We start from the raw sequence: 21,116 nt of genomic DNA on the forward strand, positions 1-21,116 counted from the left end.
ATCGGAGGCATGGATAGACCCATATCCAATAATCTCCTGACAGGCCGGGGAAATGGTTCTCTGGCCTTTTGTTTTTTTGGGGGCCCATTGAAAAAGAGGAGGAGAAGATGAAACGGGAGATTGAAGAGGGCTGAAAAGGTTCAACGGGATTCATAAATGGCGGAATTTGGACTTACAGGAAAGCAGTTTAAGGTGCTGGAACTATTGATTAACCCTGAAAACAGGAACCTCATAAACAGGGAGATCGCTGAACTGGCGGGGGTTACCGAGCGCTACATCTACGCTTTAAGAAACAGCGAAAAATACCGGAATTTTCAGGAGGTCCTTCTTAACGAAAGGCGGAGATTGTGGAAAGAGGTCTTTGCGGAAGCTATGCCGGACATCATCAGGGCAACGATTACAGCCGCAACGACAGCCGGAAAGGAGGGATCCCCCCAGGACAGGAAGCTCGCATTTGACATCTTGGGCCTTATCTCTGCTTCGAGAATGGAGCACACCGGAAAGGACGGCGAGCCGATAGAGCATAACATCAACGTGATATACACGGCCGTACCGAGGCCAAACGAAGCGAAAGAGGAGGCTCCCGAAGAGGAGGGAGAAGAGCCGGAAAGTGAATGACGGCAAGGGAGATACATCTTGAAGAGAGATACGTTCCCCATTCTAAACAGATTGAGGCGCATACCGCAAAAGAGCGTTACGTCCTCTACGGCGGGGCGATGGGAGGGGGCAAGTCGGTCTTTCTCGTCAACGAGGCGATACAGCTTTCCCTGGATCACCCCGGCAACGTCGGTCTCCTGTGCCGGTGGGAGCTTGAAAGCCTGAGACGCACGACCTTAATGACCCTTGAGGAGTATCTTCCTGAGGAGCTGATAAGGAGGCATCACAAGACGGAGAAGTACTACGAGCTGATAAACGGGTCGATCATCTTCTACGGCGGGCTGAAGCCCTCCAGCGAGTCGATAGGGGAGCAGAGGATCAGGTCGATGAAGCTCGGATGGTTCGCCATAGACGAAGCGACGGAGATACCAAAGAAATACTTTCATACATTGCAGACGAGGCTAAGACATAAGGTGAATGGAGAACCGGTCAGATACAAGGGGCTTCTGGCATCGAACCCGGAGCCGGGCTGGGTGAGGGAGGATTTCATAGAGAAGAAGCTATCCGACAACATATTTATTCCGGCTCTACCTATTGACAACCCGTATCTCCCGGACGACTACGTGGAAAGCCTCAGGCGCAACCTCCCGGAGGAGCTGGTAAAGAAGTACCTGGACGGCGACTGGAACGTGATGGAGGGGGAGAACTACATCTTCCCGTACAAGTACATCAGGGCGGCCGTGGAGAGGACGCGGGAGAGAGGGAAGCCGGTACAGGCGGGTCTCGATGTGGCAAGGATGGGGGGCGATTACAACGTATTGGCCGTGAGGTTTGGATTTAAGGTGGAGATTCTTTACACGGCGAGGTTCCAGAAGGAGACGAGGACGGCGGGGGAGGTGGCGCTCCTGCTCGACCACATCGAGGAGAGGGGCCACGGGAGGATCCCGGTGAATGTCGACATCCCGGGAGTGGGGGGCGGGGTTCACGATCCCCTCGAGGAGATGGGCTACGACGTCCACGAATTCCAGCCGGGGGGATCCGCGAGGGAGCCGGAGAGGTACATCAACAGGAAGGCGGAGGCGGCGTTCAGCTTCAGGACCCTGCTCGTCGAGGAGGAGATCGACATACCGGACGACCCGGAGCTGGTCTCACAGCTGGCGGGCATAAAGTACGATATCAGGAGCGACAAGAGATTGAAGGTGGAGAGTAAGGAGGAGATGAAGAAAAGGGGGATGAAATCCCCCGACAAGGCAGACGCCGTGATCATGGCGTTCTATGACGTGAAAAAAAGCACGTTCAGGATTGAGGTCGTATGAGCTTGAGAAAGAGATTGCGCAGGGCATACAGGGCCCTTACCGTAGATGACGACCGGGTTTGGACCACCGTCGGGGGCCAGCTCCCCGGACAGCCGATGTTCATCCCAGGTGCGGAGTCGTTCCTCAATGCGGATGTCCAGTGGGTGGCCACCTGCATTGACCTGATCGCCCTCTACTGCTCCGCGATCGAACTGAGGCTGGTTGCCAGGACGAGCGGCAGGGGGAAAAAGCTCAACTTTCCGAGCAGAAGGCTCGAAACAAACAGGAAGGAATACATTGCCGCCGAATACAAGGCGTGGGCCGCCGGGGCGGAGGACATCGTGGAGATAGTGGAGCACCCGGTGCTGACGCTCCTCGAGGAGGTAAACGAGAACGACAACCAGGATGACCTTACTTATCGGATTGTAAAACAGAAGTTGCTCGCCGGAAATAACTTCACCCAGATCGAGAGCAAGGGCGGTCTCCCGGTCGCTCTCTGGTCCTCGTCCCCGGCGAGATGGAGCATTGTATCTGACGAGAAGAAAAAGAACAGGGTCGCCAGGTACGAGTACAGGGATGGTGCGGCTACGAAGAAGTATCGCCCGGAGGAGGTCCTTCACTTCAAAATACCGGATGTGAGGGGCGGGCTCATGGGGAAATCTCCACTGCAAGCGGCGATCGATTCAGTCAACACCGACTACCAGATCAGAAGGCATGAGGAGTCGGTATTCAGGCACGCGGCCGTTCTTGGGGGCATCTTCAAGTTTTCGGATAACTTGAGCGCAACGGAATTTAAGGTCGCAACTGAAAAAGTACGCCAGTTATATGGAGGGGCGACGAGGGCGGGCAAAAACCTTACGGTTCAGGGCGATGTTGATTTTACACCGATACAGCAGGGGCTGAAGGATCTGGCGCACATCAAGGGGCGGGAGCTGACGTTTCAGGAGATCCTCGGGATCTACCACGTGCCGGAGGCACTCTGCAAGCTGAACAGGGCGAACCTCGCGTCCGCTACAACCGCCCTCGAGATGTTCTCCCGGCTGGCTATTCTCCCGATGCTCCGGCGGATAGAGGCGGTCTGGAATCATGGCCTCGTACCCTGGTATGACTCCACCAATATCCGCTTGATCTATGACAACCCGGTACCCAAGGACAGGGCGCAGGACCGGGAGGACAGAAGGATTTACGCCGAGTACGGCATTCGCACGGTGAACGAGATGCGCATCGACGACGGCCTGCCCCCCCTTAAAGACATCCCGGACGGCTGGGCGGGGACGGTGCCCGGGCTGAGGGCGGCGTCCGCTCCTCCCGTGAACCCGAACACCGGCGACGAAGCCGACGAGGACGAGAACGACGACACCGAGCCTGAGAAAAGGCTGAAGAGCGAGAACGACCGGAAGGCGGTCAGGGAGGCCCACTGGAAGGCGTTCGATAAAGCGGTCACCGAGCACGAGAAGAAGATCGAGGCGAAGGCCAGGGATCTGTTGAACGAGATGTGGGGCGAGGTCCTCGCAAATATGGATAGCGGAAAGACGGTCAAGGTTAAGAGGGACGAAGAGCAACAGGTGCAGCAGGTCGCCCAACAATGGCTATTTGATGATGAGAAATGGCAGAAGCGTTTTGAAAAAGACCTGTACCCCCTCGTCGAGCAGACATTCGTGGCCGGCGGCGAGAGTCTGGGCCGGATCACCTTCGATATCAATTCGTCGCGGGCGCTCAATGTGCTCAGCATGGCGAAGAACCGGATCAAAACAATCCCGGCCGATCGTTGGAAGGATATCCTGTGGGAGCTGATCAGGGGGCTGATGCGGGGGGAGACGATCACCGAGCTCCGAGACCGGGTCAGGAAGTACCAGGAGCATGACGACAAGTACGGGGCGGGGGTTATCGCTCGGACGGAGGCGGCCGGGGCATATAACGGCGGCCTCTACGAGGCGATCATGCAGGACCCGGACAGCTGGGGGTCGGAGTGGGTGACGACGCTGGACGGGAGGGAGCGGGAATCGCATCACGAAGTGGACGGCGAGAAGCGGGCGAAGGGAGAGCGGTTCAGCAACGGCCTTCTCCACCCAGGGGAGCACGGGGCGGCGGCGAAGGAAGTTATTCAGTGCAGGTGCACGATTCTTATCATACTCGTAGCGGAGATATCGCAATGAAAGACGGTTACCGAAACAAGATGGTGACAAGGAGCGAGAATAAGAGGCCCAGCACGCTTATCTGCCGGAAATGCGGAAGGACGAGCATTCACAACAATTTCGATTCAAATAAAGGAGTTTTGATCGATCTGTGCGGCCGTTGCCGTAGAGAGGAGGATAAATCATGCCGGAATTAATAACCAAAAGGCTGAGGCTTAAAGACGCCAACTTTGCCGATATCGAGTCGATCAAGGCGAAATACGGGCTGACCGATGAAGCCGAGGTTGTCCGTAAAGGTTACGCGACAAAGCAGGGAGATAAGGTCGTTGATGATGATGAAAGGATCATAGAATCCTACATTACCACGCTGGCTCTGGACAGGGACGGAGAGGTCGTTCTTCCGGGTGGAGGTATTCTCTCTGATTACCGTGATCACCCGGTCGTTCTTTTCGCGCATAATTCGAGGGAGCTCCCGATAGGTAAAAACATCTGGATAAAGGCTGATAAGAAGGGACTTATAGGCGCAACGCAGTACGCAAAGACGCCCGAGGCCGAGAGGGTATACCAGTACCGCAGGGACGGGTTTCCCCTCGCCGAGTCCATCGGGTTCATAGTCCTTGATTACGTAAGACAGGATGACGACGAGTGGGTGAAAACCCTTGACCAATGGCGGAAGGACGCGGCCAAGGCATTCGGGAAAAAGCCGGAAAGGGAACCCCATACGATAATCACAAAATGGCTGTTACTCGAATACTCCGATGTTTCCGTTCCCTCAAATCCCGCGGCGCTGGAATTCGTCAAGGCGAAGGGGCTTATAAAGCCTCTGGCTGACTCGGGGATATTGAAGATGGACGAGGATCCCCCGGAGGAGCCGGAGGTGGAGGAGGAAGAGCAGGAAGAGGACGAATCTATCGAGATAGACGAGACAATCGAGATCCCGGAGGAACCTGAGGAGATCGAGGTGGACGCCGACGATCTCAAGGCATTGATAAAGAAGCACTCCACCAAGATGGCGGAGATAGTGATCGCCACCCGCAAGGGAAAGGTGATCGAAATAAACTGACCGGAGACGTCAGGCTCGCGGAACTGGAGATATCAGGCTTAAGGCTGGAGATATCAGGGGAAGTGGCTGGAGGCGTTAGGTTGCCAACACCTAACAAGGAGCTTGACAATGAAGTTTGAAAACAAAGAGGCTCTTGACAAGTACATCAAGGAAGAGGCCGAGAAGCAGGCTCAGGAGCTTATCGAAAAGGAAAGGAAGGCAGCGGAGGAGAAGGCCAAGGCCGAGGAGAAGGCGGATCCTCCCGCACCGGAGCCTTCGGACATCGAGGTGGGCGTGGACAGGTTGTCACTTGACACCAAGGGCGGATTCGTCAACGTTGCCGAATTCGCACGGGACGTGGCGATCGCCTGCAAGAAGGAAAACATGGCTGCGAACTACATCCCTCCGAAGCTATTGAAGTGGAACCGCGCCATAGCCACCAACAAGACTCTCTCAACTGATGTCGGGGAGTCCGGCGGACATCTGATTCCGACGGCATTCTCGATGGGTGCGTTCAATGTCGCTGTGGAGACCAACCCCATCATGCCGCTGGTGACGGAGTGGCCGATGACCACCAACTCTCTTGACCTGACCTACGTCGAGGGATTCGACCAGAGCGGCAACCTGATAGGCGGCGGGATCATTTGGTACTGGAAGGGCGAGGGAAAGCAGGGCACGTTCAGCGATCCGAAATTCGGGGTGCTCACTCTGAAGCTCAAGGATTGTATCGCCCTCTGCCGCGCAACCAACGACATGCTCGAAGACAACCCCGGCACGCTTGAAACTGTCCTCAACACCCTTTTCGTGAACGGCCTGAACTTCCAGCTGACCAAGGTGCTGATCGAGGGAAGCGGCGTGGGCCAGCCTCTCGGAGTTATGAATTCGGGAAAGGCTCTCGTAACCATCCCCAAGGAGACCAGCCAGCCGGCGGACACTATGGAGTACATGAACGTCTTGAAGATGTTCGCCCAGCTCTACGAGGATGAGGCCGCGACATCGGCGACCCGCTGGCATTTCAACAGGGATTGTATCCCACAGATCGCCACGATGAAGGTCGACGTAGGTCTCGGCGGCGCTCCCGTATGGACGCCTCCTGGTGTGGCTCCCGCGAGCATACTCGGATATCCGATCGCCTGGAGCAAGCACTGCGCCACATTGGGCGACCTTGGAGATGGCATGCTCGTGAACTGGAGACACTACTACGTCGGGATGAAGGGCGGAATCCGCAGTGCGCAGTCCATGCATTTGTACTTCGACTACAATGACATGGCATTCAGGTGGACCTTCCGTATAGACGGCAAGCCTTCGTGGCCGCAAGCGTTCAAGGGGCCGAAGTCGGCGAAGCCGCTGTCACCATTCATTACCCTGGCTGAAAGGGCATAGGAGGACAAAAAAATGAGTTCGATTTTTGCAGAGCTGGTTAAAAACACCGGATTTGTCCCCGTGGTATGGCCCGTGAATCTTCGCACAGGGGCGAATAACGGGGGTGTAATCTCCATGAAGGGATACGGTCGATGCTGCTTTTACATCGTGGTGGGCACCGTTGACGGCACTGTCGCGGTAACTCTCTACGAGGCAACAAGCGTCGCCGGAGCCGGAGTGCAACAGCTCAGCCTTGACAAGATGTACACGACAGGCCAGAGGCTCCTGATCACGTCTCCGACCGGCGTATTTACGGTAGGCGAGACCGTCACAGGCGACGGTGGGGCGACTGGCGTGGTCGTTAAGGCGTCCCGTGACGATGTGCTCCTGCACACCAGGAATGCCACCGCATTCGTGGATGCAGAGACCATAACGGGCGGGACATCACTCTATACGGCCACCGCTAACGGGGCCGGACAGGACGAGGATATCTTGCTCGAAAAGGCAGTCGACTCCGATACCTTCACGATACCGGCGGTAAGCAACAGGACGTATGCCATCGAGGTGAGGGGTGAAGACCTGTCTGATGGATACGACTGTGTTCAGCTGAGACTCGCACAGGCCGGTGCAGGTTCATCGAGCATAGGTGTGGCGATCGCGATCCTGTACGAGCCGAACTTCCACCGCATCCCGATGGGTACGGGGATCTACGACGCGCCTTAAAAGCTAACGGATGGGGCCGGGTTCGCTCGGCCCCTGATTAAAGGAGAATAAAATGGGAGGATCACCTGGATTCAAAGGAGAATGGGCGAATGACGGCGATGCTCTTGTCGTGGACCTTCTGACCAATCAGTACGGAATACACATCAGGACAGCGGCCAATGCGATTTCCGACGGTGAGCATATATGGGTATCTCCGCTCGGAGACGATACTTATGGCATCGGGACGATCCTGTCGCCGGTGGCATCGCTGACTAAGGCCATGACTCTCGTTACGGCAACGCGAAAAACGATCATCATGCTCCCCGGAGAGTACGATGAGGCCGATGCTGTCACGTGGCCCGATACCGACGATGTAGTCCTGATGGGTATCGGGAATGTTGTTATTTCATCGACCGACAGCACGACTCATGTGATCGGCATCGACCCCGCGGCCGCATCCGGGACCTGGACGGCAACCCTAAAGAACATTACCCTGGATCATGCCGACGGACAGGTTGGCCTTCAGGTCGATAACGCGACGGTCGGGAAGAGGATAAACCTGATTCTTGAGGATTTCGCTACGAACGCCGATACGGAAACGGACGCCTCGATCGATATCAATCGGAGTGGAGAGGCTACTGACGCGATCAGGGTATATGCGGATGGCCACGGACAGCAGATCGAGGGTCTTGTTACGGCAATTACGGAGAGTACGGACGATAGGTTCAGATTCAAGGGATACCGTATGACCGGAGGCATGACTGTTGTAGGGGCCGTGGCGTGCGAGGTTACGCTAATTTCGGTAGGAATGTTGACAAGCGGGTTGACGGTGGATGGAGCGAATAAGTTGACCAACATCCACTGCTGGTATGAGACCGATGCGAATCCGAATGTCTACACCCAGTTCGCCGACGCTTACGCAACCTATTAAGGCTCAGGGGGCGGCCTAAAGCCCCCATGTAAATTGGAGGACAAATGTCCCTCGTAACCCTCGAAGAAGCCCTATCATGGCTGGGCGTGCCGTCGCTCTACTTCACCATCACGGCGGATAACGACGGCCTGAAGTTCACCTCCGACCAGGGATCGGCAACAATCGACGTGCCGGACGGGACGTACGAGGCAAGCGACCTCGCCATGGCGTTGCAGGCGGCCATGAATGCCGACGATACGCTGACAGGTACGGGGACGATCACCTTCGCCATCTCGTATTCGACCACGACCGGGAAGTTCACTATCGACGCGGGATCGGGCCACACCATCGCTTACACCGCCACCGGGAGCGACGGCGGGCTGACCTTCGGGCTCAACCAGGCCCACGGCGCGGCGCAGACTATCGCCTCGGACATTGCGGCGGGTGATCCTTCGGCGAATGTTGAGCAAATCGTGAACGGTCTGGACTTATGGATAAAGCAGGTCTACTGCAAACAGAATATAGAGGCTGACGACTACATCGAGTACCACGACGGGGGAAATCCCTCGATATGGACCTACCAGGGCCCCATCATCACGGTGGAGAGGGTAACGGTGGGGACGATGAACGGCATATCGATCGAGAACTCGTCCTCGGACATGGCGTATGCGCGGGTCTCCATCGACGACACGCAGGTCACGCTGAAGGTTGTCGGCGGGGCGAACGCCGGGACATTGACCGTGGCCTTCGAGACATACGACGACCTGGGCGAAATCGTGGACGCGATAAACGGCATCGGCTCCGGGTGGAGCGCGGACCTGGCGGATTCGGGCTTCACCGACTACCCGTACACCGAACTGGTCAGGATACCCGGCCTCCGGGTGGGAAAGAACTCCTCATATTATCTCCAGATCCCCGACGATACAGAATACGACTTCGAGGTGAATCCGGAGACGGGGGAGATCAGGTGTAGGTCACTGTCGCGTTGGCCGTCGGGATACCGTAACGTCAGGCCGGAGTACCGGGGCGGTTACGAGACAGTGCCCCAGGATGCGAAGGACGGCACCCTGATACTCGTAAAGTATCTCTACGACAAGAAGATCGAGGAGTCGAGCGGGCTATTGTCTTACAGGATCGACGATATAACAAAGACCTTTGAGCAGGAGATTTCGTCTCCGTACGGCAAAGGATACACCGCGGGAAGAATAGCGATTCCCTCGGACGCGGCCAGCTACCTCAACAGATACCGGAGGCTGTTGATATGATCGGACCGAAGACAAAGCTGGTCCTCCAGAGAAAGACCTCCACATCAGATAGCAAAGGAGGATCCGTAGTAACATGGGAGGACAAACGGGAGATAAGCGGGGTGCTATCCACGGTCTCCGGATACAAACAGATGATTTACGACCAGCTGGGCATCGTGGCGACACATCAGTTTTTATGCGATCTCCAGAAGGGCCTGACCGTATCGGTACACGACCGCTTCAGGAAGGGGTCGGAATATTACCAGATAAGGCGTGTTGATAATAAACGGACGTGTTTAAGGGTTCTTCTCGAATCCGGCAAGGGGGTGGAGCAGACATGACGCTATATTACAAGGACGAGGACTTTGAGCTGACCATCTACGACGACAGGGTGTTGGCGGTCGTCGAGGAGAACGGCCTGAAAAACATGAAGAAGGCGTGCATATTATTGAGAAACAAAACGGTCAGGCTTGTTAAGACAAGCCCAGCGTCAGGGCGAATATATTTCAGGAGGAGGGGTAGGCCGGAGAAGAGGGGCGAGGTTAAGGGAATTGGGGATTATATCGTGCACCGGGCGTCCGCCCCGGGCGAACCCCCCGCGACAGACAGGGGTCTCTTGATCATGTCGTGCGACTGGAGGGTAAGCAAGGACGAGGAGGGGATACTGGGGGAGGCGGGGTCAAACGTGAAATACGACGACGCCTTAGAATTCGGCTCGGTAAACATGGCCCCGCGCCCTCACTGGCGACCGGCCCTAAACAACAACAGGGAAAAGCTGGTCGAAACCATAGTAAAAGGATTGATACCGGACTATGAGTGATAGCTTTCTGGAGACATTTCTTGACAAGATTTACGAGAGGTGGGTGGCCGACGGGGAGCTGTCGGCGGCCGCAACCCTGTACTATGACTCGGCGGAGGACCCGACATTTCCCTTTGTCACGTATCACCTCGTAAGCGGAGACCAGACGGCCATATTCTCCGGGGCGATGGAGAGGCCGACGATACAGTTCTCGGTGTGGAGCAAGGAGAACGCGAAAGATGAGGCACTGGGCATCGTGAATGGAATATGCAGGGTCTTCGATCACTGCGGTCTCGATTTCGGTGCCGGCTACGACACCCGGAAGTTTGAAAGGGTGAGGTTCGATATTAAGAGAGAAGATTACGTTTGGCACGCACAGGTCGACTACGACATAGAGGTGGTCGCCGCATAGGAGGATAACATGAGCCTTGAAGACTTGGGACTTACCGGATTGCTGGAGGTGGATGTCGGCTCCGGCTGGGAGGAGCTGGGGAGAATATCCGCCCTCTCGCCGAAGATTAACGGAGAGGAGGTCGTTCTGGACACCACGACCAGCTACCCGATTGTGCCGGAAAAGGTGCTGCTCGGCAAGCTCGATTTCACCATCGAGTTCACATGGGAGTGGATCGACGACATCGACATCTGGAAGATCATCATCAACGGTGGGACGATGACAACGACCACTGCCGGAACCCAGGCGGTCAGCGACGAGGCGGTGGTCATGTCGGGGCGGTACGACTCCGGCGGAGTCAAGGGACAGGGGACGTGGCACTCCCTGATCTACTCCGACGATTTTGTCCCCGGCTGCACGGTGACAGTGACCACGCTGGCGGGCGGTGGGGACACCCGAGTCGAGAATACCGACTACATCGTTGACAGGAGAAAGGGCCATATTGCAAGGATCCACGGCGGGGCAATCAGCGACGGCGACACCGTCTACGTCGACTACACTTACAACACCTTTGACGGGAAGTACTTCACCCCGCAGAGCAGCATCGAGCTCACCACCTTTAAGGTCAGGCTTTCCAAACCCCTTACCAACGGCGATTATCTTCGGATCCAGCACGGCAAGGCCTGCCTCATGCCGGATATGGAACTGCCGTTGAAGGTCGGGGAAAAGGGGAGTGTGGTCGGGGTCAAGTCGACGATTCGCTTCCTGAAGGATCCTTACTCGCTTTACGGCGACAATCTGGGGCGGTGGGAGATTTACACGCCATAAGAGGAGTTATCAATGGATATGGACATGCAGTGTCTTGACGGCGATTATGTCATTGACGTGTTCGACCAGCGCAGGAGCCGGCATTACAAGATCAGGGAGATGGGAATCGACCAGATCGGGCGGTGCGGGAACCACATCGGGAAGATATTTCACCGGGTGCTGGAGAGCATCCCCGATGGAGTAGAGCTGACGATCGAGTCTTTCACCACGCAACTGGCGATGAGCCTCCCCTTCCTCGCCCAGGAGATGAGCGAGAGCATTGCCCAGATCATCGTGATCTCGACGGAGCGGGAGGACGGCACGCCCGAGATCCCCTACCTCGAGGCAAAGAAGCTCAAGGGGAGCGTTATGATGAAGCTCGCCTTCGCGATCATCAAGGTGAACGAGGAGCAGATCTACGATGCCGTTGAGGTTTGGGCCGAGAACAAGCTCCTGATGGAGGAGATAAAAAAAAAGACGCAGGAAATTATCGACAAAGCAGAAGCAAAAGCGGGAGTCAAGAAACAGGCAACAGAGAGATTCCCGGCGCAAGAACCGCCGGTAACGGAATAGATATAGACACATATATCGTCTTCAAGCAGTACCTCAAATTCAGCGACGCCGAAATCAGAAGGCTTTCCCCCCGCCGAATCAAGCTGATTTACAAGGCTTGGGACCGCACCACGGCAACGTTCCTGTCGCTGATACTGGGCAAAGCGCCGCCCCGGGGCATCGAAACGAGGGACGAAGCGGAAAAGATGATGGCGACCGTAGACGGGATAAGGAGTTCTTATGCTCGCAGGTGAAGCAAAAATTAGGATGCGCCTTGCCTCCGCCGAGACAAAGGCGGAACTCGCAAAGACCCAGGGGATTTTCAAGGGCTGGGTTGGGGGGCTAAAGGGGACCTTTTCCAAGATCGGCGGGTTTATCAAGACCGCCTTTGTCGTGGGGTCGGTCGCGGCCCTCGCCGGTGTCGGGATCATTATCCTCGCTATCGGGGCGATTATGCGCCTGATAAAAAGGCTCAAGGGCGTTTGGGAAACGATATTCGCCGGGCAGTCGGAGGAGAAGCAGAAGCGCTTCACGACCGCCATAAACGGCATCAAGGAGGCTTTCAAGGGGTTCGTGCGGGAGGTGGGAAAGTCGGGGCTGTTTGACGCGGTGCTAAACGCCGTGGAGACCATCTGGGGGATCATCCAGAAGTGGTCGGCGGAGGGCAAACTGAAGTCGTGGGCGGAAACAATCGGAAACGCCCTCGGCAAGGCGGTGAATTTTATGACCGACATGCTGGTTAAAATAGAGAGCGGCAATTGGGAGGGGCTGGGGAAACAGATCGGGGACGCCATCTCCAGTGGGCTTGAAAAACTCCTTATGTCGGAGGGGCTGATAAGCAAGATGGCCAGCTTCGGCATGAAGCTCGGAACGGCGCTGATTAAGGCATTCTTCGCAGGGCTCAAGTCCCTCGTGGTGAATCCCAAAGACTTCGACAAGAAGAAGAACCCCCTGCTCTGGCTTTTGTTCTCCGGCGGCTGGGGCGAAACGCTGGGTCAGGACTGGCAGGATATAAAGGTCGGGGCGAGTGATCTGAAAAGCAATCTTTTTAGTGGTGAGCGCCCATGACGACATCAATAGACTCGGTAACATTAGATCACGATCCTATATATGTAAACATCCTTCAGGAGCCTGACCTTAATATGAGGGTTTACAGGGCCGTAAACGGTGCCCTTATCATCTCGCAGGCCACGAGGGGGGCCGACTTCCCTATTGTCCTCAGGGGCGACCCCCGTACCGGCTGGCTCTCGAAGACGACGATTGACGCACTGAAGGCATTGTCCGCCGTTTCCGGAGCGAAATACACGCTCACGTTTAATAGCACAGAATTTGAGGTTTATTTCGATAATTCCAGCGGTGCGGCGATCAAGATGGATTACCTGATTCCGTTTTCCGCTCCGGACGGGGACACTCTCTTTTATGGAGAAATAAAACTAATCTGCACGGGGGTATGAGATGGCGAATAAATTGAAAAAGTCAAAGGTTATAAACGACTCCTCGGCAAACGGTGGGACGATGGACGTCGTGGACGTCAAGAACAACGCCATCGAAAACCTATTCCCCCACGTGACCGAGGAAGAGCGGACGACGGGCCTTCTGAGATACCGGAAGTTCTTCATCAAGAAAGAGACCGGGGATTTGGTTTATGCGAAGCTCTTCCTTGCCTATCTGTCGGTGGGGCCTGACTACTACCGCATAAAAGAGGGCACGGACACCGACACCCAGGCGGACGCCGTGGGCTATACCGACTGGGCCGGGGCGGGAGAGCCTGTCGCCGCGCTAACATCCACATCCGGCAACACGACCCCTTTCGAGGTTACGTACGACAATCCCGACGGCGTCTATATCGGATCGAAAATCATCGTGCTTGACCGCGACACCGGCTCCGAGAAATATCTTAATGTGACCAACGTGTCATGGGTCGATAACGTCGCCACGATAACAACGGATGAGGACTGCGGGGAGGCCCACGACATCAAGACCCAGGGCGCCGTAGAGGGAACGGTGGCCGAAAACTTTGACGTGGACGGCCTGACGCTCGTGATCTCAATCAACGGCGGGGCCGACCAGATAATAGACCTCGAAGATGACGGGCGGACGGCGGCCCAGGTGGTCGACCAGATCAACGCCCAGCTCGTCGGCGGGACGGCTTACGTCCACGACACCAACAAAGTGGGGATCGAGACGGATTACTACTACAGCGACAACTCGGTAAAGGTACAGTCCGACTCCACCGCCGACACGGTGCTCGGTCTGGACAACTCCATCCACTACGGCACAGACGGGACGGTGATCTCCACGGTCCTCGAGCTCGGGACGATTGCCGCCGCACACACGGCGCCCGTCAAGTCCTCGGCTCTGGGGACGATCGACGAGTCGGGCAATCCCATTCAGGATGATGATGTGGGGGCGGTCGTCGACGACTGGACGATAACGTTTACCGATGATTACGGAGCCTTCAGTTGTGTCGGCACGCTCAGCGGGACCCTGCCCCCCGGAGACATCAGCGCCGATTACTCTCCGGCAAATGAGGGAGGTAGCTATTTTACAATCCCAAGCGCTTTCTGGGGCGGGACCTGGGTCACCGGGGATACCCTGACATTCAGCACGACCCCCTCATCAAAGGGCATCTGGATCGAGGAGATTGTCCTCGCTTTAAGCCCTGCGTATCCCAACAACCGGGTTGCAATCGCCCTGAGGGGAGGGAGTTAATTGGCCGATGAGCTGGAAGCGCTTAAATTTAATCTGTCGAGCGGTAATAAAGAGCTTGAGCCGCTGGAGTTTCGGATCGGGGCGGGGGCCTCGCTCAATGGACTGGAATTTCGGATCGGGGAGGAAGGGGGAGTCAGCGAATGGGATCTGTATATTTCGGCGAATGAACATGTCCTGACTTACGGCAGCGCTTTTGAGAAAACACTTCCCGCCGGGACGTATGAGCTGACCCCGACTGGCGGGGCGTGTGATGACAACGTTCCCGGCCCCCATTATTGGAGCTGGTACCTTCGGACATTAAGGGGGAGTTTGGGGGGTATTTATTCGATGGCCAACCCCTTTTCCGAGCAGGCCGATTCAGAGGAGACCGCTTACAATTCGGTGAAGGGACAGAAGCTTATCTTTTCGTGGCCCGGCGGAGTATTCAAGATGTGGATACCCGCCGACGATCAAACCGATAACAATAGCGGCGGGTTAAACATCAATTTGAAGAAAGTGGCATGAGCTTTTTTTTAAAAGAGGGCTTCCATCTGGACGGCGCCTTCCAGGCTGGCATTGACACCGAAACGGCCGGAAATGGAGTCGTCTATCAGGAAAATAATTACTGCTACCTTGAAACCGGCAATGACGCCGGCGGCGCGGTAATAAAGTCCGCCGAGTCCCTCACCGCCGCTGAATTTCTCAAAACCCCGTTAAAAATCACATACGGCTACGAACTGCTCTCGCTTAACGACGGCGACTCTTTGCATTTCATGTTTTCTTTTGCCGAAAATCAAACCGGAATTGACAATTATAATACGCGCATATTGCAGTTGTGGGTAACCAGAAGTGGAGCCAATTACTACGAGAGGTGGGTTTTTTGGAATTCGGGGGGAACGGCCTATTATTGGGAGGGAGGGGTTGGCTGGAACGCCGCAATAAAAAGCGTCAGGAGTATAAGCCTTGCCACTCCATACACGCTTGAAATCGTTTGGCATCCCGACACGCAAACGTTTACCTTCACAAACGACAACGGAGATACCGCCACCACCACCGCTATTCTTTCACCGACCGACAACGTCTGGTGGATGATTGGGGACGTCTTAACGGGCAACTATTATGGTCAGCTGAAGTTAGACTATATCGAAGTCATCGACAGATCCGTCAGCGACGAGTGGATTCTGCGGAACTCCCTCGTGACGGATACAGCCTTCGTCAACAACTTCGACGGGTCGTTTTCCATCTTCAGAAACTCGCTCCTTGAGGGGGTCTCCGAAGAATGGACGTTCAAAAACGACCTCCTTGAGTATGGCCCGGTAAAGCAGGAATGGACGTTACGAAACAACATAGGAAGCCAGCCCCCGACCTGTTTCACCCCCGAAACCAACATTTACCTCGACGGAAAGGACATCACGGGCAAGGTCGAAAGCTGGGAGATTGCCTACGAGAGCTACACGAAGACGCTGAAGATCGAGCTCCGGGAGAAGGACTTCCTCAAGGACAAGGGACCGTTGAGACCCGGGGAGGACGGCTTTGACGAGACGAGGATAGAGGTTGTCGTCAACGGGGATTCCCTCGGCAATTTCTACTGGGAGTCGGCCGGGGAGCAGGTGTCGGACGGGTACGGGGCGGACATCGAGGGGAGAAGCTACACCGCCTACCTCGACAGGCCTTACACGGAGAATATCAACACCCTCTACACCGAGGATGTTCTGAAGAAAACACTCATCGAATCCCTCGCCTCGCCCATCAACGTAATATACAACATCATCGATACGACCATTCCGGGAAACACCTACTCGGTGAAGGACAAGAGCCGGATCGCAATCGTCAAGGAGATCGCGGAGGCGGGCGGGGGGGACGTTTTCACGGACGCGGACGACAACCTGATAATCGGCTACAAAAAGGAGACTGACCCTGTACTGTCTCTGGATTCCGGCATGATTATCGACCCCACCAACTCGATGATTATACCCACGAGGGAAAATGAGGTGGAGGTCACCGGATACTCCGACGAGGAGGACTCCGGGCTGTGGCCGTATATAATGCTCACGGCGTCAAAGTACCTTCTGGAGTCGAACGGCGTCGACAGCCTTTTACTTACCGCATATTGTTACCGGCCGGGGAGAATACCGGAGGACACGGAGGTTGTCGAGCACGAATCGGCCAATCCATCCGACCCGCACAAGATCAGCGTCTCGAAGACGATTAAAAAGGTGACGGGCGTACGGAAGGATGAGGGGGGATCTCCGGGAAACAAGATCGCGGGGCCGTATACCTTCGAGGGGAGCCAGATCACCACCACGGGCGAGATGCTGGATCTTCCGCACCTTGTGAGCTACGAGGGGGGCGAGACCTGCTCGTTTTCCGCGGAGGGCGGGGGGAGCCTCGATGATAGCGAGGTTCTGATCGAAAACGCCAGGGCCGTAAACACGTTAAGGGCCTCGGCGGGAGGGGGAGGCGAGATCACCGTAACGGCGACCTACAGGGGCATGGAGGCTATCTGCGTGATAACCCTCGACGACCCGATGATCGACGGGATTTCCGCCTCGGCCAAGGATTCCGATCTCGCAACTGGGGATAAAACTACGATCACCGCCAGGGCGTGGGACCCGCACGGCAGCTCCGTCCCGGACGGAACGATAATCTACTTCGAGGTCTTCGAGGGAACGGGAGCCCTGTCCGCATCTTCGGCTCCGACCACCACCTCCGAGATAACCGAAGAGGTCACCTCCCAAAATCAGGTGACGCTATCGGTGAATCACGAGATCGATTCCCTGACCTCCATTTATCGGCTTGTCGACGGCGAGCCTTACACCGGGGTGAATTACGCCGACTACGTGAAGGAGATAAGCGGGAACACCATAACCCTGAACCAGGTTTTGAGCGATAAAGTCCAGAGCAAGTGCCAGGTGATTTACGAGTCGGGCGGGACGGCTCAGGTTGAATTTACCGCCCCGGCCACGGGCTCCGAGGTGAACTGCATAAGGTGCTCTGTCGGCGCCGAGGACTGTATCGTAGAGATAAACGTCAACATCGAAAGCTCCGGGTCAACGGCCTCGACAACCGGCACCGGGATGACAGGGCCGTGGCAACCTCTGACGTTCAGCGGGTCGTTTACAGGGAGAGAGGGGCACGAAACCTACGAGGACATAAAAAGAATCGTCAAAAAGGACGGCTACTCGATAGAGGTCAAGACGGACGAGGCGGTTATCTCCGATGGGGCCGAGTATATCCAGGGGATAAGGGTCGTCAACAGCCTGGCGTCGCTGTATACGCTCGTGATATGCACCGTCGTGGCGAAAAAGGACGATATAGCTATTCTCAGATACAACCCCCTCACGGGTGAAACGCAGGGTTACGGAGACGTGTACGACAAGGACACCGGGGAGAAAATACCGGGCCTTACCGTCTACATCAACTGGGCGGGGGACGGAAATTTTACCCTCGGAAATTACGACTTTGCAAAGGCGGGATACGAGAAGTGCGTTACGGGTCAAAAAGATAGTAAAGAAAATATGGGCAAGTTTTTCTTTTACAAGGGCATATTGGACCAGGACGTGGTTTTCTATTTCAAGGGGAGCGCCCGGGTGGGGGGGGCGCTGAAGAGCTACGACGAGAAGGCGATAAAGAGGCTCACCATGCCTGCGGCCGGGGCCGTCGACGGGTCGGTCTACCGCTATTACGAGGTCGCCTATAACGCCACCGTCAAGTACCGTTACAAAAGCAATAAGTTAAGGACGACATCCGCAATATGAGCGTTTATGTTATATGTAGTTACGGGGAGGGGGGTAGGCCGATGTCCCCGGTCAGCGGCTCCCTGATACTCAGCGAGGCGGAGGCCATCGAGAGGGGATATTACGAGCTCAACGAGGTTTGGAAGATACAGCGCCAGCACAGATTTAAGATTCACTATCCTGCCGACGGCTATAGACTGATAAGGGGGGTGTGGGTCAACGTAAGGTGTCCCGAGATCAGCCTTGACCGCGAGAACGTGTACGTGGACGACGTGAGTTTCGGAAGCGACGGTCCGGCGGTGCTGGTTGACCTGACGTGCATAAAATTTGAGGACGGAGAAATTGAAGCCTAATCAATTCTTAAAGGGCGTCTTGAAGCGCGCCGTTATAAACAACGATGAAACCGGGGAGATTATCGGGAGCAACGACTACGGGAAGTACCTGGTGCGTCTTGACAGCGGGACGACGAAGTGGGTGTATTCGCAGGTCGCCGTCTCGGTGGGGGACAGGGTGAGGCTGGGCCTGAAGGACGGCGACATCAACAAGTCGGAGATCACGGGGAAAACGTTCGGGATAAAGAGCGATGACCCTCTTGTCGTGAGGAGGTGAGGTGAGCCATGACAAAGAACCAAAACGGCAACGGCAGCATAAAATCGGCGGAGTTTCGGGGGATGATGCTGGAGAGAACCGAGATCATCTTAAAGGATATCGAGTCGCTCCGCGAGACGGTTACCGACCACACAAAAACCATCGAACAGCTGAAGATCAAGGCGTCCCTCTGGGGCTTTCTGGCCGGATCGATACCCTCATTGGTAACGGCGTTAATACTTCTTTTTAGGTGATACCATGGAATTGATGACAGCTAAAGATTGGGAAAATATCAAATATTTTTCTCCTGAAGAAAGGTGGGGCGATCCTCACAAGATGGAGCGGGAACTGATATTTCTCCTCGATGACCTTCGGGACATTTTTGAGTGTCCTTTCGTGATTCACTGCGGACTCGACCTTTACGGCCACAGTAAGGATTCCCGACATCACGTTCCGGTTAAAGACAGCGATGGCAATATTCTTTACCATTATGCGGATGCGGCGGATTTCCATATCGTTGGTATCGATTACAAAGACGCTGTGGATTTGATGACCGCTTTTATCGGCCCGCCACCCGGAGGGCTTGCGGTTGCAAATAAAATTGGTCTCGGAATCTACCCTCACTGGTATGGCCCTGGATTTCATCTTGATACAAGAGGATCGAGGGCGAGATGGGGAGCGGTGGACAGAGGCGGTAAACAGGTATATGTGAGTTTCAAAGAGGCGTATGAGGCAATAAAGTAAACCCGAACAAAGGAGTAAATTATGACTTTAGCGAAATCAATTTTAATCACCCTGGCCGGAGTGGCGCCCGTAACTATATCCTCGCTGGCGTTTGGCGGATGGGGAACCTTTATAGTTGGGTTTCTTGTCTCGTGTTTTATAGGGGCGGGTTGTTATTTCCTGCCTATTTGGTGGCAAAAGATTTTTGGATAAGAATATGGACAAGTGGGACATTAGGGTTAATCCCCGAACTTCGGAGGGGCGGGGCCGGAGAAAATAGATATGTATACAGAAAAGCAAAAAAAAGATAAAAAAAAGAGTACAAAGAAAAATAAGAAAATTAAGGAGTAAAGAAATAGGGGACGCTGTTAGCAAATACCAAAATTATGGGTAAGAACAAGTGGGTGCGGCCAGCGGGTGCTGGACACTGTTAGAGCGGTATTTAACCGCCACTTGTGGATTAACAGCGTATGACGTGTTTGGTGCATGGGACACGTCAAACAGTCGCAAGGGACGGGAGGCGACAAAGTAAAGGAGTAAATTAATGTGGTCTAATGTAGGTGGTCGGAAGTTTACGGCATTTATCATTGTAGTAGCAGTTTACGTATTCTTTGGGATTCGGTCTATGAATTTTGCTATTGAGTCGTTTCCCTATCTTATATTTCTTTGCGTTGCTTTTTTCACAGCCAATGCTGGCAAAGACCTGATCATGGAGAAATTGAAAAATGGCAAAGCTGAAACGTATCGGCCTGATAGGGTGGGTAATCCTGACAGGATTTCTCCTCCTGATGGTGTGGGTGAGGGGGAATAAAATCAACAGGCTGGAAAATGAACTTCTGCTCGAAAAAGTCAACGAGGGACAGAAGCAGATAATTATCGAGTATATCCCCACAAAGATTAAGGAGATTGCCCCCGATGCGCCCGCAAAGGCTGAACTCGGAGACAAACTGTATGGAGGGAAGTAATGAAAAAAATCATACTTTTAATTGTGGTCGTACTCGCGCTCGGTGGATGCGCCACCACCTCCCGACTTGTACATCTAAAGGCCCAGCCCCCCGTGGCTTCGCTCTTCCCAAATGAAGAGGACATCGCAAAGGTAATAGAGGAGATCAAAGCGAAACCGGCTACCTCCACTGGCGCCGTGAAGTGGAATCAGAAAACAGGAAAGTACGAAGTCACCCCCGAAGCGTGGGAGAAGGTGCTGAACGATAAGATTTATCTCATGGCGCTGAAGAAGAAGATAGAGGCGTTCGCAGAGAAATATGATCCTGAGACGTTGGGCGACGCATGGCGAAAAGACCTCGGGACATCGGTCATAACGATACTGTTGATGCTGGGAATTATGGTGTATTGAAAAACGTGGAATAAGCTGTGGAATAAAGGGGGGTAAAACGGGGTATTTTGGGGGTTTTTCGGGTAGTTTTCTATCAATGAAATCGGGCATTTAGCTAATGATTGCGGGGGGTTGGATGTTTTGATTTCTCATTTCGTAATCATCAGGTCGGGGGTTCAACTCCCCCCTCCGGCTCCAGTGATTTCAA

The 21,116-nt window shown here is 55.0% G+C and carries 24 protein-coding genes; all 24 read left to right on the forward strand.

The window, feature by feature from the left end:
* Window positions 1-156: 156 nt before the first annotated feature.
* The 24 genes from JW984_15205 (at window position 157) to JW984_15320 (ending at window position 20,929) form a co-directional block, all read left to right on the forward strand.
* A complete protein-coding gene (locus JW984_15205; GenBank protein ID MBN1574543.1) occupies window positions 157-618 on the forward strand; it encodes a hypothetical protein in 462 nt (153 codons plus the stop codon).
* Window positions 615-1,913, forward strand: coding sequence for a phage terminase large subunit (locus JW984_15210; protein MBN1574544.1), 1,299 nt, complete (start codon window positions 615-617; stop codon window positions 1,911-1,913). The genes JW984_15205 and JW984_15210 overlap by 4 nt, the downstream gene beginning before the upstream one ends.
* Window positions 1,910-4,048, forward strand: a complete 2,139-nt coding sequence (locus JW984_15215; protein ID MBN1574545.1) for a phage portal protein — start codon at window positions 1,910-1,912, stop codon at window positions 4,046-4,048. The genes JW984_15210 and JW984_15215 overlap by 4 nt, the downstream gene beginning before the upstream one ends.
* A 163-nt stretch (window positions 4,049-4,211) precedes the next feature.
* A complete protein-coding gene (locus JW984_15220; protein MBN1574546.1) occupies window positions 4,212-5,090 on the forward strand; it encodes a hypothetical protein in 879 nt (292 codons plus the stop codon).
* 108 nt (window positions 5,091-5,198) lie between these two features.
* Window positions 5,199-6,452 (forward strand): phage major capsid protein, encoded by a 1,254-nt coding sequence (locus tag JW984_15225; GenBank protein ID MBN1574547.1) that lies wholly within the window; start codon window positions 5,199-5,201, stop codon window positions 6,450-6,452.
* A 393-nt stretch (window positions 6,453-6,845) separates the two neighbouring features.
* Window positions 6,846-7,154: a hypothetical protein gene (locus JW984_15230; GenBank protein MBN1574548.1), complete on the forward strand. Its 309-nt coding sequence runs from the start codon at window positions 6,846-6,848 to the stop codon at window positions 7,152-7,154.
* A gap of 52 nt (window positions 7,155-7,206) precedes the next feature.
* Window positions 7,207-8,064, forward strand: coding sequence for a hypothetical protein (locus JW984_15235; GenBank protein ID MBN1574549.1), 858 nt, complete (start codon window positions 7,207-7,209; stop codon window positions 8,062-8,064).
* A 44-nt stretch (window positions 8,065-8,108) separates the two neighbouring features.
* Window positions 8,109-9,308: a hypothetical protein gene (locus tag JW984_15240; GenBank protein MBN1574550.1), complete on the forward strand. Its 1,200-nt coding sequence runs from the start codon at window positions 8,109-8,111 to the stop codon at window positions 9,306-9,308.
* A complete protein-coding gene (locus JW984_15245) occupies window positions 9,305-9,628 on the forward strand; it encodes a phage head closure protein (protein ID MBN1574551.1) in 324 nt (107 codons plus the stop codon). The genes JW984_15240 and JW984_15245 overlap by 4 nt, the downstream gene beginning before the upstream one ends.
* The gene (locus tag JW984_15250; GenBank protein MBN1574552.1) at window positions 9,625-10,107 is read left to right on the forward strand and encodes a hypothetical protein; all 483 of its coding nucleotides are present in this window, start codon (window positions 9,625-9,627) and stop codon (window positions 10,105-10,107) included. Before JW984_15245 ends, JW984_15250 begins: the two co-directional genes overlap by 4 nt.
* Complete coding sequence (locus JW984_15255) at window positions 10,100-10,498, forward strand: hypothetical protein (protein MBN1574553.1); 399 nt, start codon at window positions 10,100-10,102, stop codon at window positions 10,496-10,498. Before JW984_15250 ends, JW984_15255 begins: the two co-directional genes overlap by 8 nt.
* A gap of 9 nt (window positions 10,499-10,507) precedes the next feature.
* On the forward strand, window positions 10,508-11,305 hold the full coding sequence (locus JW984_15260; protein ID MBN1574554.1) for a hypothetical protein: 798 nt from the start codon (window positions 10,508-10,510) through the stop codon (window positions 11,303-11,305).
* 12 nt (window positions 11,306-11,317) lie between these two features.
* On the forward strand, window positions 11,318-11,857 hold the full coding sequence (locus tag JW984_15265; protein ID MBN1574555.1) for a hypothetical protein: 540 nt from the start codon (window positions 11,318-11,320) through the stop codon (window positions 11,855-11,857).
* A gap of 219 nt (window positions 11,858-12,076) precedes the next feature.
* Window positions 12,077-12,904: a hypothetical protein gene (locus JW984_15270; protein ID MBN1574556.1), complete on the forward strand. Its 828-nt coding sequence runs from the start codon at window positions 12,077-12,079 to the stop codon at window positions 12,902-12,904.
* Entirely contained in the window at window positions 12,901-13,290 is a 390-nt protein-coding gene (locus tag JW984_15275; protein MBN1574557.1) for a hypothetical protein, read from the forward strand. Before JW984_15270 ends, JW984_15275 begins: the two co-directional genes overlap by 4 nt.
* A 1-nt stretch (window position 13,291) precedes the next feature.
* Window positions 13,292-14,548: a hypothetical protein gene (locus JW984_15280; protein MBN1574558.1), complete on the forward strand. Its 1,257-nt coding sequence runs from the start codon at window positions 13,292-13,294 to the stop codon at window positions 14,546-14,548.
* Window positions 14,549-15,052 carry a hypothetical protein gene (locus JW984_15285; protein ID MBN1574559.1) on the forward strand — a complete coding sequence of 168 codons (504 nt, stop codon included), beginning with the start codon at window positions 14,549-14,551 and terminating at the stop codon, window positions 15,050-15,052. It begins immediately after the preceding gene.
* Window positions 15,049-18,285 (forward strand): hypothetical protein, encoded by a 3,237-nt coding sequence (locus tag JW984_15290; protein ID MBN1574560.1) that lies wholly within the window; start codon window positions 15,049-15,051, stop codon window positions 18,283-18,285. Before JW984_15285 ends, JW984_15290 begins: the two co-directional genes overlap by 4 nt.
* Complete coding sequence (locus JW984_15295) at window positions 18,282-18,617, forward strand: hypothetical protein (protein ID MBN1574561.1); 336 nt, start codon at window positions 18,282-18,284, stop codon at window positions 18,615-18,617. The genes JW984_15290 and JW984_15295 overlap by 4 nt, the downstream gene beginning before the upstream one ends.
* Window positions 18,607-18,873: a hypothetical protein gene (locus JW984_15300; GenBank protein ID MBN1574562.1), complete on the forward strand. Its 267-nt coding sequence runs from the start codon at window positions 18,607-18,609 to the stop codon at window positions 18,871-18,873. Before JW984_15295 ends, JW984_15300 begins: the two co-directional genes overlap by 11 nt.
* 8 nt (window positions 18,874-18,881) lie before the next feature.
* Window positions 18,882-19,106: a hypothetical protein gene (locus JW984_15305; protein ID MBN1574563.1), complete on the forward strand. Its 225-nt coding sequence runs from the start codon at window positions 18,882-18,884 to the stop codon at window positions 19,104-19,106.
* Between the two features lie 4 nt (window positions 19,107-19,110).
* On the forward strand, window positions 19,111-19,596 hold the full coding sequence (locus JW984_15310; protein MBN1574564.1) for a hypothetical protein: 486 nt from the start codon (window positions 19,111-19,113) through the stop codon (window positions 19,594-19,596).
* Window positions 19,597-20,300: 704 nt separating this feature from the next.
* Window positions 20,301-20,540: a hypothetical protein gene (locus JW984_15315; GenBank protein ID MBN1574565.1), complete on the forward strand. Its 240-nt coding sequence runs from the start codon at window positions 20,301-20,303 to the stop codon at window positions 20,538-20,540.
* On the forward strand, window positions 20,540-20,929 hold the full coding sequence (locus tag JW984_15320) for a hypothetical protein (protein ID MBN1574566.1): 390 nt from the start codon (window positions 20,540-20,542) through the stop codon (window positions 20,927-20,929). Before JW984_15315 ends, JW984_15320 begins: the two co-directional genes overlap by 1 nt.
* Window positions 20,930-21,116 lie beyond the last annotated feature (187 nt).

It is taken from the genome of Candidatus Zymogenus saltonus (assembly GCA_016929395.1).
In the GTDB taxonomy this organism is placed as follows: Bacteria; Desulfobacterota; Zymogenia; order Zymogenales; family Zymogenaceae; genus Zymogenus; species Zymogenus saltonus.

What these genes read in the sequence shown, in the direction of transcription:
- JW984_15205 (MBN1574543.1), top strand. Translation starts at nt 157, where the DNA reads ATGGCGGAATTTGGACTTACAGGAAAGCAGTTTAAGGTGCTGGAACTA.
- JW984_15210 (MBN1574544.1), top strand. Translation starts at nt 615, where the DNA reads ATGACGGCAAGGGAGATACATCTTGAAGAGAGATACGTTCCCCATTCT.
- JW984_15215 (MBN1574545.1), top strand. Translation starts at nt 1,910, where the DNA reads ATGAGCTTGAGAAAGAGATTGCGCAGGGCATACAGGGCCCTTACCGTA.
- JW984_15220 (MBN1574546.1), top strand. Translation starts at nt 4,212, where the DNA reads ATGCCGGAATTAATAACCAAAAGGCTGAGGCTTAAAGACGCCAACTTT.
- JW984_15225 (MBN1574547.1), top strand. Translation starts at nt 5,199, where the DNA reads ATGAAGTTTGAAAACAAAGAGGCTCTTGACAAGTACATCAAGGAAGAG.
- JW984_15235 (MBN1574549.1), top strand. Translation starts at nt 7,207, where the DNA reads ATGGGAGGATCACCTGGATTCAAAGGAGAATGGGCGAATGACGGCGAT.
- JW984_15240 (MBN1574550.1), top strand. Translation starts at nt 8,109, where the DNA reads ATGTCCCTCGTAACCCTCGAAGAAGCCCTATCATGGCTGGGCGTGCCG.
- JW984_15245 (MBN1574551.1), top strand. Translation starts at nt 9,305, where the DNA reads ATGATCGGACCGAAGACAAAGCTGGTCCTCCAGAGAAAGACCTCCACA.
- JW984_15250 (MBN1574552.1), top strand. Translation starts at nt 9,625, where the DNA reads ATGACGCTATATTACAAGGACGAGGACTTTGAGCTGACCATCTACGAC.
- JW984_15255 (MBN1574553.1), top strand. Translation starts at nt 10,100, where the DNA reads ATGAGTGATAGCTTTCTGGAGACATTTCTTGACAAGATTTACGAGAGG.
- JW984_15260 (MBN1574554.1), top strand. Translation starts at nt 10,508, where the DNA reads ATGAGCCTTGAAGACTTGGGACTTACCGGATTGCTGGAGGTGGATGTC.
- JW984_15265 (MBN1574555.1), top strand. Translation starts at nt 11,318, where the DNA reads ATGGATATGGACATGCAGTGTCTTGACGGCGATTATGTCATTGACGTG.
- JW984_15270 (MBN1574556.1), top strand. Translation starts at nt 12,077, where the DNA reads ATGCTCGCAGGTGAAGCAAAAATTAGGATGCGCCTTGCCTCCGCCGAG.
- JW984_15275 (MBN1574557.1), top strand. Translation starts at nt 12,901, where the DNA reads ATGACGACATCAATAGACTCGGTAACATTAGATCACGATCCTATATAT.
- JW984_15280 (MBN1574558.1), top strand. Translation starts at nt 13,292, where the DNA reads ATGGCGAATAAATTGAAAAAGTCAAAGGTTATAAACGACTCCTCGGCA.
- JW984_15290 (MBN1574560.1), top strand. Translation starts at nt 15,049, where the DNA reads ATGAGCTTTTTTTTAAAAGAGGGCTTCCATCTGGACGGCGCCTTCCAG.
- JW984_15295 (MBN1574561.1), top strand. Translation starts at nt 18,282, where the DNA reads ATGAGCGTTTATGTTATATGTAGTTACGGGGAGGGGGGTAGGCCGATG.
- JW984_15305 (MBN1574563.1), top strand. Translation starts at nt 18,882, where the DNA reads ATGACAAAGAACCAAAACGGCAACGGCAGCATAAAATCGGCGGAGTTT.
- JW984_15310 (MBN1574564.1), top strand. Translation starts at nt 19,111, where the DNA reads ATGGAATTGATGACAGCTAAAGATTGGGAAAATATCAAATATTTTTCT.
- JW984_15315 (MBN1574565.1), top strand. Translation starts at nt 20,301, where the DNA reads ATGGCAAAGCTGAAACGTATCGGCCTGATAGGGTGGGTAATCCTGACA.
- JW984_15320 (MBN1574566.1), top strand. Translation starts at nt 20,540, where the DNA reads ATGAAAAAAATCATACTTTTAATTGTGGTCGTACTCGCGCTCGGTGGA.